The organism is Taylorella asinigenitalis ATCC 700933 (assembly GCF_000687755.1).
GTDB classification, from domain to species: domain Bacteria; phylum Pseudomonadota; class Gammaproteobacteria; order Burkholderiales; family Burkholderiaceae_B; genus Taylorella; species Taylorella asinigenitalis.
The window spans coordinates 123,054-138,991 of sequence record NZ_JHXN01000003.1 but is presented as its reverse complement, the minus strand read 5'-3'; the positions used below and the strand labels follow the sequence as shown (position 1 = coordinate 138,991).

Sequence of the window (15,938 nt, the reverse complement as noted above, 5' to 3'; positions counted from 1 at the left end):
AAGGGTCGTTCGAGACTAGAACGTTGATAGGCTGGGTGTGAAAGTGCAGTAATGCATGTAGCTAACCAGTACTAATTGCCCGAGAGGCTTGATCCTATAACTTTATCAGTGTTATGGGTCGCTTAAATTAGAATATATAGAGAGAAAAACATAATAGCAATCTAAGACTCTCAACCCCACCTTGTAGTGCTTCTTCCAAATGGCTAAAGATAAAAAAAGCCATAACCAGTTTGTAGCTTGACGACAATAGCAAGGTGGCCCCACTCCTTCCCATCCCGAACAGGACAGTGAAACACCTTAGCGCCGATGATAGTGGGTGGACACCTGTGAAAGTAGGTCATTGTCAGGCTCTTTTATTCTTATACCCCTTATAAAAATAATAACAACCCTCCATATACTCAAAGCCCTCTAAGATATCTCCTCAGAGGGCTTTTTTGTTGCTTAAAGTTGCCTAAATGTAACAAAAAAAAATAACAAATTGTATATATATATTTCAGTGAAATTTTTCCAAAGTATTGGATAGTTACAATAAAAATTTTTTGTAAGGGGGACACAAAATGTCGACAATTAATTTTAATAAATTCATCACTTATAGCTGTTTATGCTTATCAGCTCTCAGTTTTCAATTCGCTATAGCTGCACCTGATGCTGATGGGAATGAAGCTATAGGCTCTAATGCTATCGCAAAAGGTAAAAATAACAAAGCTGATGGTGTGAATTCCACTGCAATGGGTAACAATAATAACGCAAAAGGCCCTAACACCACTGCAATGGGTATAGGAAATAAAGCTGAAGGTCCGTATTCAACAGCTATTGGCTTGTCAAATGAAGCTAATAAAATGTCAGCGGCTGCCGTCGGATATCAAAATCTTGCTGATGGACATTCATCAAATGCAATTGGTATCCAAAATGAAGCAAAACAAATGTATTCTTCGGCAATTGGTCACACTAATAAAGCATTAGAAATGATGTCATCTGCTATTGGATATGGAAATACTGCTTCTGGAAAAAAATCGACTGCTGTAGGTGTAAATTCTACTGCTTCAGGCAAAAATTCAATGGCTGTAGGCTCTTCTGCCAAATCTATCGCTGATGATTCTTTGGCTTTAGGTTCAAACACAAAATCAACCTCAGCAGGAGGAATAGCTTTAGGTGCAGAATCCACTGCAGATCGCGAAGCAGCTCAAGCCAATGCCGTTTACCTAAGCGATAACGCAGACGTCAAAAATACAGTGAAAGGTGAGTTTGGTGCTCTTTCAGTTGGCAATGCCACCGCAACTCGTCAAATCACTAATGTTGCCGCAGGTACTGAAAACACAGACGCTGTAAACGTGGCTCAACTTAAGGCTCTTCAAGCTCAAACTGACTCAAAATTCAACAATCAATTAAATGGCTTAGACAATAAATTCTCACAACGCATCGAAAATTTAGACAACAAAGTAAACAAAGTAGATAAACGCACTAATGCTATTGCAGCTCAAGCACTTGCTGCTGCATCTTTAGTTCCAACTCAAACTCCAGGTAAAGGTCAAGTATCTGTCGGTGTTGGTACACACTATGGACAAACAGGATATGCATTAGGTGTTTCCTATAGAAATACTCGTGGTGATTGGACTTTAAATGTTATCGGTGCAGGCAACTCACAAGGACGTTTTGGAGCTGCTGCTTCAGCAAATTTCCAATGGTAAACGGGGCATTGCCAACTAAAGGGTGGTCACGTTGACCACCTTTTTTGCAAATTTTCCACAAAAAATTGACCTATAAGTAAAAACCCTAGTAATTTGCTGAAACACAATTGATATCATAAACATTCGTTTTAATTTTTTTAATAAAAATATTTATGCATAAGAAACACAGTATATTTAGCACAAGATGGGGCTTTATCTTAGCCTGCGTAGGTTCCGCGGTTGGCATGGCCAATGTGTGGGGCTTTCCATATAAATTAGGTTCAAATGGCGGCGGTGCCTTCCTTCTAATCTATTTACTCTTTGTGGCTATCTTTTCTTATGCAGGATTATCAGCAGAGTATGCGATTGGACGTAGAGCACGCACGGGCACGCTAGGATCGTACGAATATGCTTGGAAATCTCGTAACCTTGCTCCAGTTGGAAGAGTGCTTGGATGGCTGCCGCTGGCGGGAAGCATGTGCATTGCCATAGGATATGCGGTCATTATCTCATACGTACTTAAGGCTCTATTTCAATCGATAGACGGCTCGCTAATGACCATCGATACGAATACTTGGTTTGAGTCATTTGCACTCACAGAGTACTCAGTCGTTCCATTTCACGCCATTATCGTTTTAGGCACAACAATCACGCTTTTCTTAGGTGCTCATAGTATCGAGAAAACGAACAAAATTATGATGCCTCTTTTCTTTATTTTGTTCGCCATTCTTGCGGTGCGCGTGATGTTTTTGGATGGGGCGATGCAAGGTTATAAATTTATGCTCACACCTGAGTGGGAATTTTTGAAGAATCCGATGGTTTGGGTCTCTGCGATGGGGCAGGCATTTTTCTCGCTATCCATCACAGGGTCTGGCATGCTTGTGTACGGCTCCTACCTTCCGAAGGATCAAGATATCGTTGATAGTGCAAAGAAAACTGCGATTTTCGACACTATTGCAGCGGTAGTAGCGGCATTGGTTATGATTCCTGCGGTGTTTGCGTTTGGTATGGATCAGGCAGGAGGGCCAGGGCTGCTTTTCGTGACATTGCCAAAGATACTTCAAGATATGGTTGGCGGACAAATTTTTGCGATAATCCTGTTTACGGCGGTTGTGTTCGGGGGCATTTCCTCCCTACAAAACATGCTTGAAGTAGTAGCTGAATCTATCTTGCACAAATTCCCTTCATTGAAGCGCTCAGTCGTACTGATTGCGTTGTGTGTAATTTGCTTCGGATTTGGGGTCATTATGGAGCCAATCAGTTCATGGGGTCCATGGATGGATACCGTTTCGATCTACATAATCCCTATTGGTGCGGTGATTGGGGCCGTCTCATGGTTTTGGATTTTACGCAAGGATGAGCTTTTAGATGAAGTTAATACGGGGGCAATGCGCCCGCAAGGCTCCTTCTGGTATTCTATCGGCAGATTCGTGTATGTTCCGATGGCACTTATTCTTTGCATCATAGCATTGAGTATGAACATTGCGTTTTAGAGATAGGGTCTAAGGTATATATTGGGTCTATGGGGCGAAATGCTCCATAGGCCAAAATTTTGTTAAGTAAATATATAAATTGATTAATAGCTATAATGAAGTAATAATTTTAAGTGTTATAGCTTAGTTTGATAAACTGTGTATAGAATTATTACTAAAAGAATATTAGATATCATTGGAGCTTTAGTTCTTTTAATATTCACTTCACCCGTTCTTCTATTTATAACCATATTATTATTTTTTGCCAATAATGGGAAACCATTTTTCATTCAGTCAAGACCCGGAAAAAATAAAAAAATTTTCAAAATTCTAAAATTCAAAACTATGAGAGATGATTTTGATGAGCGAGGCAACTTATTACCAGATCAGAAAAGACTAACTGTTATAGGAAAATTTGTTAGAAAAACATCTCTTGATGAATTGCCTCAGTTAATTAACGTATTAATCGGGGACATGAGCTTTGTAGGCCCCCGACCATTATTAATTGAATATATTCCTTTATATTCTAAATTTCAATCTAGAAGACATGAAGTTAGACCAGGGATAACTGGTTGGGCTCAAGTTAATGGTCGAAATGCAATATCTTGGGAAGAAAAATTTAAATTTGATGTTTGGTATGTCGATAACTATTCACTAAGTTTAGATATAAAAATTTTATATTTAACATTTTTGAAAGTATTAAAATCTGAAGGAATAAGTTCTCAAGGTCATGTCACAACTGAAAAGTTCCGAGGAACACCTGATGAATAGTATTGATAGTATTATTGGTATATATGGGGCTTCAGGTTTCGGAAGGGATATTCTCCCATTAGTTAAAAAACAATATTCTAATTCTCATATCTGTTTTATTGATGATCAAATTAACGGAGTTGTTGTGAATGGATTGAATTCTCTTTATTTTGATCACTTTACATCTCTAAATTATCCAGATAAATCCGCAGTTGTTGCGATAGCCAATAGTAAGATCAGAGAATCCATAACATCAAAATTGCTTTCTAATAACATTGATTTGATTTCTGTTAGGGGTGAATTTTCCCATATATCTGATGATGTTGAACTAGGATTATCTTATATACTGTGCCCTTTTACTTTTATAGGCCCTAACGTAAAGATTGGAAAGAGTTTTCATGCAAACATTTATAGCTATGTTGAACATGATTCAGTAATAGAAGATTTTGTAACTTTCGCTCCAGGTGCAAAGTGTAACGGTAATGTACACATAAAAAAACATGCATATATAGGTAGTGGAGCAGTAATTAAGCAAGGAAATTCTACAAAGCGTTTAACTATAGGTGAAGGTGCCATAGTAGGCATGGGAGCAATTGTAACTAAAGATGTACCAGATGGTGTAACTGTCGTAGGAAATCCAGCAAGAATATTGGAGAAATAAAGTGGTTGAATATAATTTTCCTCCTTGGCCTAATTTCACTGAAGAAGAGGGTGAGGCTGTTAAGAGAGTTCTTTTGTCCAATAAGGTAAATTATTGGACGGGTCAGGAGTGTAGAGAATTTGAAAAAGAATTTGCTGAATTTGTAGGCACTAAATACTCTGTTGCTGTAGCTAATGGCACGGTTGCACTTGATCTTGCGATGTTAGCGGTTGGTTTAGGAAAAGGTGATGAAGTCATTGTTACATCACGAACATTCATTGCAAGCGTCTCATCTATTATAAATTCTGGTGCCACCCCGATATTTGCAGATGTAGATTTAGATAGTCAGAATATTACTCCCGAAACTATAAAACCATTAATTAATAGTAAAACTAAAGCTATCGTTTGTGTGCATTTGGCAGGCTGGCCCTGTGAAATGGACGGCATTATGGCACTTGCCAATGATCATAATTTATTTGTTATAGAAGATTGTGCTCAAGCACATGGTGCTAAATATAAGGGTAAGTCTGTTGGATCTATAGGTCATATAGGTGCTTGGTCATTCTGTCAGGATAAAATAATGTCAACAGGTGGTGAAGGAGGAATGGTAACCACCAATGATGTAGACCTTTGGAAGAAAATGTGGTCATATAAAGACCACGGCAAGTCGTATGATGCAGTCTATAACAAAAAACATCCTCAGGGTTTTAGATGGCTACATGAAAGTTTTGGAACCAATTGGCGTATGACTGAGATTCAAGCTGTTCTCGGAAGAATTCAACTCAAACGTTTGCCTGACTGGCATAAACAAAGATTAGAAAATGCGATGTATATTTGGAATGAAGCAAAAAAAGTAAATTGGCTAAGAGTCCCTGATATACCAAATCATATTGAGCATGCAGCCTATAAAGCTTACGTTTTTATTAAAGATGAATCGAAAATAACTAGAGATTCAGTTTTGAATAGTTTTAATGACAATGGGATTCCTTGTTTTACTGGTTCATGTTCGGAAGTTTATTTAGAAAAAGCCTTCCAATCAACTAACTTTATACCTGCTACTAGATTAAAAAATGCTTTCAAACTGGGAGAATCAAGTTTAATGTTTTTGGTACATCCTGGGATTGGATGCAAAGAATTAATTAAATTTTCCGAGATTTTAAGAAGTATCACTTAACTAAATGGTTAAAAAATTTCTTTGTAAATCCCATTTTTTGTTGAATCTTTTTTTTCTTATTATTCAACCAATATTTATATAATATTTTTTATATATAAAAATTTACTTGCACGTTTATGAATATGGATTCTAAATTTATCATTATTAAACTAGAGATATTTGATTGCTCAATTTAAGTAAAAATTTCAATAAAAATTAATTATTACTACTAACTTTATAGAATATTATCAACATATGTCAAAAAAAACACTTTGGATAATTAATCAGTATTCTTCTACACCAGAATTCGGTTATGGAGGTCGTAGTTATTATTTAGGTAAAGAATTGGTTAAATTAGGTTATACCGTTTATATCTTTGCGTCTAACAATCACCATTTACTAAAAAGAAAGCCAAATTTTCATGGAGACTATTACGAACAAAACGTAGAGGGTCTAAATTTTGTTTGGTTTAACATGCCTAAGTACAAAGATGCTAGATCTAAGAAGAGGGTCTACTTATGGGTTAAATTTGCTTATAAGATATCTAAATTAAATAAATATAAATTTCAAAAACCCGATATTATTTTACAAACTTCACCATCTCCTATACCTTTTCTCGGTGCTTATTCATTATCAAAAAAATTAAATTCTAAATTAATATTTGAAGTTAGAGATATATGGCCATTAACTTTAATTGAGATTGGTGGAATTAGCAAAAATCACCCTTTTATCAAATTATTACAATGGGTTGAAGATTTTGCTTATAAGAAATCTGATTTGGTTTTCTCTAATCTAAAATTTTCTTGGAAACATATGGTTTCAAGGGGGATGGATAAATCTAAATTTAGATGGATACCAAATGGATTTGATAAAGAAGAATTTGATAATCCAGAACCATTAGATTCAAATTTCCTAAACAATATTCCAAAAAATAAATTTATAGTTGGTTATGCAGGTACCATTGGCATTTCTAATAATGTTGAATCAATTGTAGAAGTTGCTGACATGCTTAAAAACATAGAAGATATTCACTTTTTAGTTGTTGGGAGCGGACCAAGTAAGATAAATATAGAAGAAGATGCTAGAAAAAGAAAGCTAGAAAATATTACATTTTTGGATCCAGTTGAAAAATCTAAAGTACCGAGTTTGTATAAAACGTTTGATGTTTGTTTTCTTTGTATGTCAGATGTGCAATTAAATAAATTTGGTACATCTTTACAAAAGTACTTCGAATATTTGGCTTCTGGAAAACCTATGTTGTATGCAGTTAATTCTCCAGAATTTGATTACGTTGAGAAGTATGCTGCAGGTTATGAGGTTCCAAGTGTCAATAATCTTGATATATCAAATGCCATTTTTAAGTTATACAACCTTCCAGATAAGGATATCAAACAGATGGGAATCAACGCTAGAAAATTAGCTGAAAATGAATTTGAATATTCAATGTTAGCAAAGAAAATGGATCAGTATTTGAAAGATTTATAGTCTTTTTTCTTATGTAAATGTGCTAATTATTTACTGTAAATACTAAAATTTTTATTAAAAAATTTAAACCTAACTCAAATTAGATGTCTTTAAAGAAAAACATTTCCATACTTTTTTTTGGCAATGTAATATCACAATTATTACCACTATTTGCTACTCCAGTTGTTGCTAGACTGTATACCCCTTCAGATTTCGGGCAATTTTCTGTTATTTTTACTTTGATATTGATCGGGACATCCGTTGCATCAAATAAATTCGAACAAGCAATACCTCTACCAAAGAATAATAAGAAGGCCTATTTGCTTTTTAGATTGTCAATAGTAGTATTGCTACTATCGTGTTTTACTCTTATTTCGGTAGGTTATGCTCTACTATTGATTAACCCTAATTTAATTAGTTCTGAACTTTATAGTATTAAAACTTTAACATTTATTCTTATAGGTATATTGTTTTTGTCTCTTAACCAAATTTATGCCTTTTGGTTAAACAGACATGAAAAATTCTGGGTATTATCTACAAATAAAATTTTAACTAATACAGTAAATGTTATAAGTATGGTGGGATTTGGCTTTCTAAATACAGGAAAAATTGGCCTAATATTCTCAGATTGTTTATCTAGATTCTCATCATATATTCATAGTTATATTTTTTGTAAATCAAGAATGGATTCGGGTAATAATTGGTTTTTATTATTACCCACAACCATTAAAGTTAAGTTACTTGTTAAAACTTTTCGTGAATATAAACTCTACCCACTATATGTTGTGCCAGCAAATTTTATAAATGTAATTGCTAACAATTTATACATATTTGCTTTTGCAATTATTTATGAATCTTATAATTTAGGTTTGGTGACAATGGCCACAAAACTAATTTTAGTTCCAATGGATGTATTGGTAACTTCTGTAAACAAATCATTAATGCAACCAATGGCCAATAAGTATAGAGAGTTTGGTGAATGTAGATCTATTTTTATACATACATTTAAATTTTTGATACTTATTCCTCTGCCATTTATATTAATTGAAATCTTATTTTTAGATGAACTTACATTATTAGTACTCGGTGAAGAGTGGGCTGAATTATCTACAGTAATTTATATTATGACGCCTATGTTCTATAGTTATTTTGTAAGCGGTGTTCTTTCGGTTACTTTGATTTCCTTGGGAAAGCAAAAATTGAATTTTTTGTTACAATTCTTTTTGTTTTTTTTGTTAGTTATAGTTTTTTGTTTATCATACGTCTTTAATCTAAAATTCTTTGATGCACTTATTTTGTATTCCTTAACAGTAACTTTTTATAATGTTCTCAGTCTTTATAGCTTCTACAAAATAGCCAGTGGATTTAAATTTTTTTCTAATTAGTTAATTACTTTATGTGTGGCATATTCGGAATAATCTCGAGCAATTCAGTTAATACTAAATCTTTAAAAACACTTATTCAGCACTCTCGACAAAGAGGCAGGGATTCTAGTGGCTTAGTATACTTAGATTCAGCAAATAATTATATTATAGAGAGGGCCGATTTCGATATAGTTAAATTATTGAGAAAGTCTAATCTTACTAATTCAGAAATAGTTTTCGGTCATAGTAGATTAATAACCAACGGCTTAAATGATAATCAACCAATTATTAGAGACGATTTAATATTAATTCACAATGGCATTATAGTGAACCATGAAGAGATTTGGAATAACCTAGGTTTAACTAGACTATATAGAATTGACTCTGAAATCATATTGGCACTCTTCAATAAGTTTCTGGAAGAGAAAATTTCTTTAGAGGAAATACCCAAAAAAATATTCCAAATTTGTGATGGCACAATGTCCTGTGCTGTGGCAATCCCAAAACTAGGCAAGATGATAGTGTTCTCTAATTGTGGGAGCTTATACCACGGTATTAAAGATCAGTCTATTTATTTTGCTTCAGAACGGTATGCTTTAGATTTATTGCATGTAGATGATATAGAACAAATCAACGGTGTATGTAAGGTTTTTGACATTCCTGTCAGTGATCAAGAATTGATAATTCGTGATTATAATTTTCGCAAAGAAAATCTTATACCTGAATTTCGGCATGATCCACATGAAGAAGCACTTCTTGAATACGAAGAGCCTTACTTGAAGCGATGTACTCGATGCATTCTTCCGCATACAATGCCCTTCATCAAATTTGATGAAAATGGGGTTTGTAATTATTGTCATAGTTATAAACTCAGAAATGTTCCTAAACCCACATCTGAATTATTCGAACTTGTAGAACCTTATAGAAGACCTGGTAATGAGCTTGACTGTATTGTTCCTTTTTCAGGTGGGAGAGATAGTTGTTATGCACTGCATTTAATAGTTAAAGAATTAAAAATGAAGCCAGTCACATATACTTATGATTGGGGAATGGTAACTGATCTCGGTAGAAGGAATATTAGTAGGGTTTGTTCTAGATTGGGTGTGGAGAATATAATTGTAGCTGCGGATATATCTAAGAAAAGACAACATATTCGAACTAATCTGAAAGTTTGGTTGAAATCACCTCATTTGGGTTTGATCGCTTTGTTAACAGCTGGAGATAAACACTTCTTCAGGTACGTTGAAGTCATCAAAAAGCAAACTGGTATTAATTTAAATCTGTGGGGGTTTAATCCCCTTGAAGTAACACATTTCAAAACTGGCTTCCTAGGAATTCCACCCGATTTTGAAGAAAAAAGGGTTTATAGTCATGGAATCCGAAAACAAATTAGATATCATAAGAAAAGATTTCTTGTAATGTCAAGAAATTTAGGATATTTTAATTCTTCTTTATGGGATACATTATCTGGAGAATACTACAGAAGTTTTACAGAAAAAAAAGATTACTTTCATATATTTGATTACTGGAGATGGGAAGAAGAAAAAGTTAACGATACATTAATAAATGAATATGATTGGGAATTATCTGTAGATACTCCAACTACTTGGAGAATAGGGGATGGAACAGCAGCTTTCTATAACTATATTTATTTTACAGTTGCTGGATTTACTGAGCATGATACTTTTAGAAGCAATCAAATAAGAGAAGGTCAACTTTCAAGAGATGTTGCTCTAAAACTCGTCAAAGAAGAAAATAAACCTAGATATAAGAATATTCGCTGGTATCTCGATGCTCTAAATTTAGATTTTAAAGAAGTTATTAATGTAATTAACTCAATTCCAAAATTATATTAATTATGTAATTTTAGAGGCATTTTAAAAATTAATTTAAAATATATTGCTTGAGTTTTTCTATTTTCACGCGTTAATTATGACTGTTCCACTTTGTAATCTAATAGGCTTAATATGAATATATAGTATTTTGCAATTTGTGCTATGGTTCATTAAGTACACCAATTAAAAATTTTGCACCTGTACTGTAAATCTTAGTTTTTAATAACTTATTAATTATCCTTTGTGATTAAAAGATTGGGGACATATATACATTTATTTATACCTTTAAACTATTAAATTAAATTGCTTAATTTGAGTTTAGGAATTTACCTTAACTTGATTACTAGCAGTATTAATCTACTAATTATGTACAAATATTTTACAAATAACAAATTATTATACATATCCTCTATTTGCGCCTCAATTAGCTACATTTTTGTGTTAAATCCCGTAAGCTTTTATTTTTCTGATTCATTTAGAATGGCTTTTACGGGTTTTCTTGGTTCAATAAGTCTGATAATTACTTCTTTCTTAATATTAAAAACTAAGGATAAGTTGTGGAGATTTTATGCATTATCGAATTATGGAAAGATATATTTATACATTTTTTCTCTATTTGTAATTTGGATGTTAATTAACGGTATTATCGATTTAAGAGAAAATTCCAATTTTTTTTATTCAGCATTTGGACTTGTTTTATGTTTTGTTTCTATTGTTTTGTCATTAAATGCTTTAAAAAAAATACAAGTTTTAATTCAAACTATCTATTTGTTTAGTTTACTAATATTAATATTACAACTAATTTATTTTTTCATAGATGGTAATACAAAACTATATATATTTGTATTTTTGAATTGCCTTGCTTTTTCGATAATATTTAACACTAATCACATTAAGAAATTTATTGTTTTATTACTTACATATTTTTTATTCATTTACCTAATTAAGGATAATAATTTTATTGGAAAATTCTTAATCCATAACCCTAGCTTCGGTTTTCGATTTAATGAAGAAAATCAAATATACCTGCAAGTAAGTGCCTTTATAAGTTATTTAGTAATTTATTACTTTTCTAATATAGTATCGAACAATTCTAAAAACAAAATATTAAACAGTTTTATGTTTTTCCTCTCATTTGCAGTATTGTTGGATTCTCAGGGAAGAGCAAGTGTTTTATCTATATTAGTAATAGTTATAATCAACATATTTAAGCTAAAAGATTTCAAATCTATTATTAAGATAACTCTATCAATTTTGTCATTTATTCTTATAGAAGCTATTTTGTTTAGTCCAGTATCGATAGATAGGTATTCAAATATTAGAAAAGACCAAATTAGTCCTAAAATAACCCTTAGTAAAAATCAATCAAATCCAATAATTACTAGTAGAAATGATCAGATAACCCGCTTATATTCAGATAAAATTAATACTTTTGAAGATTTTATAGATACGTATCCGGTTAAGTTAACACCAGAAAATATAAATTTACTTAAACCTCTAGTTGATGTTAATAAATTGTATGAAGATTTTATTCAATTTGGGTCTCTAGAGTATCCTACCAAACTAGGTAGGTTCATATTACAAGATTCTTCTTATAGAGGCATTCTGTTTGTCTCATCAATTATGATTCCTCTAAAATCTTATCAACATTTTATATATGGAATAGGGTTAGGAAATTTTCCATTAGCCTTAGGTTATACAGACCCTCCAGAGAGTAAATTCCCTCCTCATAATTTAGTATTAGAATCTTTTGTCGAGGGAGGATTAGTCGGTGCAATACTCTATATTAGTTTGCTACTATTAGTTTTCCTAAGATATTTAAAAGTTAAACATAGCAACTTTGAAATGAATTTTTTAGGTACATTATCTATATTTTTAATTTCAAACCAGATGTTCTTGGGAGGTTTAGTTACTCTTTTTATGGGAATGTTTTTTATTTCATCCTTTGTATTTTGCAGAAACCTTCAAACTTGATCTTTTTGTATTAATAAGTATTTTGTCCCTATTTATATCTTTTTATTTAGATGTACTGTTTTGTCAACGACAATTCAAAATTATCCCAAATAATTAGTTAGACAATCGATTTTAGAGTTCTCTATTCAGGTTAGATTAAGAAAAGTTTTTATCATTAAAAACTTCTTTAATACATTCATTTAATTAAAAAGCCTCATTAGAGCTCGATTTATCTAGAATTACCTTACGTAAACACCTTAGGGGAGAAATGGTGTCCCCTAGCTAATGTACTAAAGTGAAGCTAGAGCTGTTAAATTTGATTCCTGTATCTCTTATATAAATGAGTATGTCTTGGGTCCACCTTGAATGGATGCCAGTAACTGTGTAATTTAAAGAATTAGCTGAGCTGGGATAGAGGATAAGTTTCGAAACATATTTTTAAAATTCATAAAATCAATTCATTAAACTTAAAATTATTATTATGAATCAAAATACCTACCACCCCTCCCACAATTTTAGAATTTGTAATTACGCTCTCTAATTCACCCCGTACGCTCTCTCTGCGTAAATTTAAATCCATAACATGTAGCGGCCTTAGCCTCAAATTCAAAATCGCTCCAAGCCCAACCCCACGCTCACGCCCACTCCCTCGTCCCGCATCGTATGCAGGATATTCAAAAGCAGTCCCACATTTAAACCCTACGTGTCGTAAATAACCTAAAGAGGAATCATAATCCAATCCCGCTGACTCGATCTCTCTCAAAGTCCCAGGTTGCTTCCATCGTAAATAGTGAGTACGCCCGCCCCAAATCTCCTGCGTAATGCCAAGTTCATCGCATACTGTACGAAGCTTCTGAAATTCGCACCCAATAGCACCATCAATATCTGTCGCTTTATAACTTGCGTGCAAACCAATTTCATGTCCGCGATTATGAATATGTTTTAATAAAGACTTTATTTTTGGATCATTAATGCTATATGTAGCATCGTATATACTTCGACCTCCACAGATAAAATAAAAAGCACTCTTAGTACCAAGCTTCTCAGAACGATCCATCAAGGAATCAAAAGTATTAAATGGATCGCCCGCAGTTAATTCACAGCTAGACCGAGGATTACGACGCAAAAATTCCCGAAATCTAAAGCCTCCATTCGCAGCTGCAATCGCATAAGATTTTGCAAAATTCTTCCAATTTATAAAATCATATTTGCTTGGAAGATCTATATCATGCGAAATAAAAATAGAACTCTCGTGCCGCTTAAATTCAAGACCTGGCCACATTCGCAGCATGATTTGTCTTAATATATCAAGCCATTCATCTACTATAGGTCGCAGATGATAGTTATATCGTACTGCGTGACAATTCTCATCTTTAAATCGACCGTGCCTATCCCTTGGCACATCACCGATTTCCTCTAGCCTATTCATCATCCAATACGCAAGTCCCAGAATATCGAAGCTTACGTAAGCAATATTCCCTTCAATGCATACTAAAGGTCCCTTAAACCCCATTGAGGTTGGCAATGCTAACGCATCCTCCACTGCTCCCTTAAATCCCTCACTGGAAGCGGACCACCAATCAAGTCCGATAGAATCATTTATGCCATTTTTTTTGAATGCAGGATCTAGATGGGTAAAGATAATTTTCTTATCACTAGAAGGCAAACTTATTTCCAAAGAGTCTTTTTTTTCATCGATAATTACATCGAATCCATATCTCTCCTTAAGAATAAGCTCAAGCCATTTTGTCACTTTTTATCTCTAAAAATTTCTAGAATTTTATTCTCGATTACTTTCCCATATAAAGAGCTACCAAACTCATTGAGATGTTCGCCATCAAAGATAATAAGTTTATTTCCATAATGAGGAGCGTCTTTAAACATCTCATCATCGCTAAAATCAAGAACGTAAATGTTTTGTAAATTAGAATCTACCAAAGCTTTTAGCTTAGTATTAGCTACTTTGTGACTATTGTGAAAATCAGTTTTAGGATCGAGTTTAAGAGCAAAAAACCTATCGATTCTTTCTGTGTTAGAAGGAAATAAAGGAGTCTGAGCGAGCAAAATTACCTTCTTTCCTGAATTATTAACTCTTTGCAAAAAATCTTTAAAGGTTTTTATAAAATCGTCGTCTAGCTGATAGCTCCAAAAACCTGCTATTATAATTTGGTCAAATTGAGAGTTTATTTCTTCTTTAACAATATCAATTCTCTTGGAACACTCATCCTGGGAGTATTCAGGAATTTTTTCTATATCAAAACCCTCAATAGGAATACAGTTACTAGCTGTTAGTACTTTAAATGCTACTCCCTTACGCAAGCCTATCTCATCAAAAGCTTTATTTAGTTGAGCTGCGTGCGAATCACCTATAACTAATATTCGGTGAGATGAGTTTTGGTCACCTCTAATACAATCTCCAACAATAGCATCATGACATATCGTATCAGGATCCGCATAACGCCTTAATTCTATAGGAAGTGGTTTAACTAGAGTGTTATTAAAATTTTTACCGATTATGCTAAGAAGTGTAATCAAGATACCAAGCATTACAATCAAGTATGCAAGCAAAATCTTATTCGTTTTAAATTTTCTAAAAGGTTGCTCGATTATGTGATATGAAAGAATACTAAGCCCAACAGACAGACCAAAATACAACTGCACCAATCCGCTTGTTAGTTCATAATTTGAAGAAATATATCGTATAAATGCAAGCACCGCCCAGTGCCACAAATATAATGAGTAGGAAATATCACCCACATAACTCAGAGCCCTGACCAAAAGCCCACGACTTAAACCAATATCAGCCCATATAACAAGTGCCGTGGCCGCACATGGCAGCAGCATCCAAATCCCAGGAATTGAACTCTCTTTAATAAAAAAGAAAGACCAAAACACAACGCCAATTCCTGCCAAAGCAAGCATCCATCGCAGCCCTCGACTCCATCTACATGTGCCCACTATGGCAATGCCCACGCCTATCAAAAACTCTGGTATTCTCGAATATAGGTAATAGTATTTAGTATCCTCTTGATAAGAAATAAGAGCCATGAGTCCAACAAACACTAAACCTAAAACAAACGGACTCCATTTGCGTCCTGCTATCATAAAAACTAGTGGCAAAAGCAAGTAGAATTTCATCTCTACAGCAAGAGACCAAGTATGCAATAGTGGGAGTTCAGTTGATTGAGGTGCAAAATAATCACCAAAATTTTGAAAAAAGACATTGCTATTAAAATACAAAGCATCACGTAAGCTTCTGCGATAAAAGCCAAAGTCAGTTTCCGTAAATACGATTATTGCTGTGACCGTAACAACAAGCAATACAAAGTAGTAAGCGGGCAATATCCTCTTAGCCCTACTCACCATAAATCCCCAAAAAATTCGTAATTTGTCCTTCCAAGAAAATTGGGGATTTTCAGCCATTCCTTTCTTAATTCTATGTAACAGACTTTGCGTAACTACAAATCCTGAAATCGTAAAGAATATATCGACACCTAAGAAGCCAGCGGGCAGAAATTCGCGGTCCATATGAAAGAGCATAACGGCTACTACAGCCACAGCTCTTAGTAATTGAATGTCATAACGAATAGCTTTGCTCATGCGGATAGTAAACTATAAAACGTTTAATTATAAAATTAAC

At 33.6% G+C, this 15,938-nt stretch carries 11 protein-coding genes and 2 rRNA genes; 11 read left to right on the top strand and 2 right to left on the bottom strand.

What is annotated here, in order from left to right:
* From T432_RS0103445 to T432_RS0103395, 11 genes are all read left to right on the top strand, one after another.
* Window positions 1–96 (top strand): 23S ribosomal RNA (locus tag T432_RS0103445); the annotation flags it as partial.
* 140 nt (window positions 97–236) lie between these two features.
* A 5S ribosomal RNA gene (gene rrf / locus T432_RS0103440) occupies window positions 237–349 on the top strand.
* A gap of 208 nt (window positions 350–557) precedes the next feature.
* Entirely contained in the window at window positions 558–1,688 is a 1,131-nt protein-coding gene (locus T432_RS0103435) for a YadA-like family protein (RefSeq protein WP_028884193.1), read from the top strand.
* 152 nt (window positions 1,689–1,840) lie between these two features.
* On the top strand, window positions 1,841–3,160 hold the full coding sequence (locus T432_RS0103430) for a sodium-dependent transporter (RefSeq protein ID WP_028884192.1): 1,320 nt from the start codon (window positions 1,841–1,843) through the stop codon (window positions 3,158–3,160).
* 138 nt (window positions 3,161–3,298) lie between these two features.
* Complete coding sequence (locus T432_RS0103425) at window positions 3,299–3,910, top strand: sugar transferase (protein WP_028884191.1); 612 nt, start codon at window positions 3,299–3,301, stop codon at window positions 3,908–3,910.
* A complete protein-coding gene (locus T432_RS0103420; RefSeq protein ID WP_248646265.1) occupies window positions 3,870–4,550 on the top strand; it encodes an acetyltransferase in 681 nt (226 codons plus the stop codon). The genes T432_RS0103425 and T432_RS0103420 overlap by 41 nt, the downstream gene beginning before the upstream one ends.
* Window position 4,551: 1 nt before the next feature.
* Window positions 4,552–5,703: a DegT/DnrJ/EryC1/StrS aminotransferase family protein gene (locus tag T432_RS0103415; protein ID WP_028884189.1), complete on the top strand. Its 1,152-nt coding sequence runs from the start codon at window positions 4,552–4,554 to the stop codon at window positions 5,701–5,703.
* A 234-nt stretch (window positions 5,704–5,937) separates the two neighbouring features.
* Window positions 5,938–7,167: a glycosyltransferase family 4 protein gene (locus tag T432_RS0103410; protein WP_028884188.1), complete on the top strand. Its 1,230-nt coding sequence runs from the start codon at window positions 5,938–5,940 to the stop codon at window positions 7,165–7,167.
* A gap of 83 nt (window positions 7,168–7,250) precedes the next feature.
* Window positions 7,251–8,531, top strand: coding sequence for a lipopolysaccharide biosynthesis protein (locus T432_RS0103405; protein WP_028884187.1), 1,281 nt, complete (start codon window positions 7,251–7,253; stop codon window positions 8,529–8,531).
* 11 nt (window positions 8,532–8,542) lie between these two features.
* A complete protein-coding gene (locus T432_RS0103400; protein ID WP_028884186.1) occupies window positions 8,543–10,366 on the top strand; it encodes a glucosamine 6-phosphate synthetase in 1,824 nt (607 codons plus the stop codon).
* 606 nt (window positions 10,367–10,972) lie between these two features.
* Complete coding sequence (locus T432_RS0103395; RefSeq protein ID WP_248646264.1) at window positions 10,973–12,319, top strand: O-antigen ligase family protein; 1,347 nt, start codon at window positions 10,973–10,975, stop codon at window positions 12,317–12,319.
* 424 nt (window positions 12,320–12,743) lie between these two features.
* Here T432_RS0103395 and T432_RS0103390 read toward each other — a convergent pair whose 3' ends face one another.
* The gene (locus tag T432_RS0103390; protein ID WP_028884184.1) at window positions 12,744–14,051 is read right to left on the bottom strand and encodes a polysaccharide deacetylase family protein; all 1,308 of its coding nucleotides are present in this window, start codon (window positions 14,049–14,051) and stop codon (window positions 12,744–12,746) included.
* Window positions 14,048–15,898, bottom strand: a complete 1,851-nt coding sequence (locus T432_RS0103385; RefSeq protein WP_028884183.1) for an acyltransferase family protein — start codon at window positions 15,896–15,898, stop codon at window positions 14,048–14,050. Before T432_RS0103385 ends, T432_RS0103390 begins: the two co-directional genes overlap by 4 nt.
* Window positions 15,899–15,938: the final 40 nt, after the last annotated feature.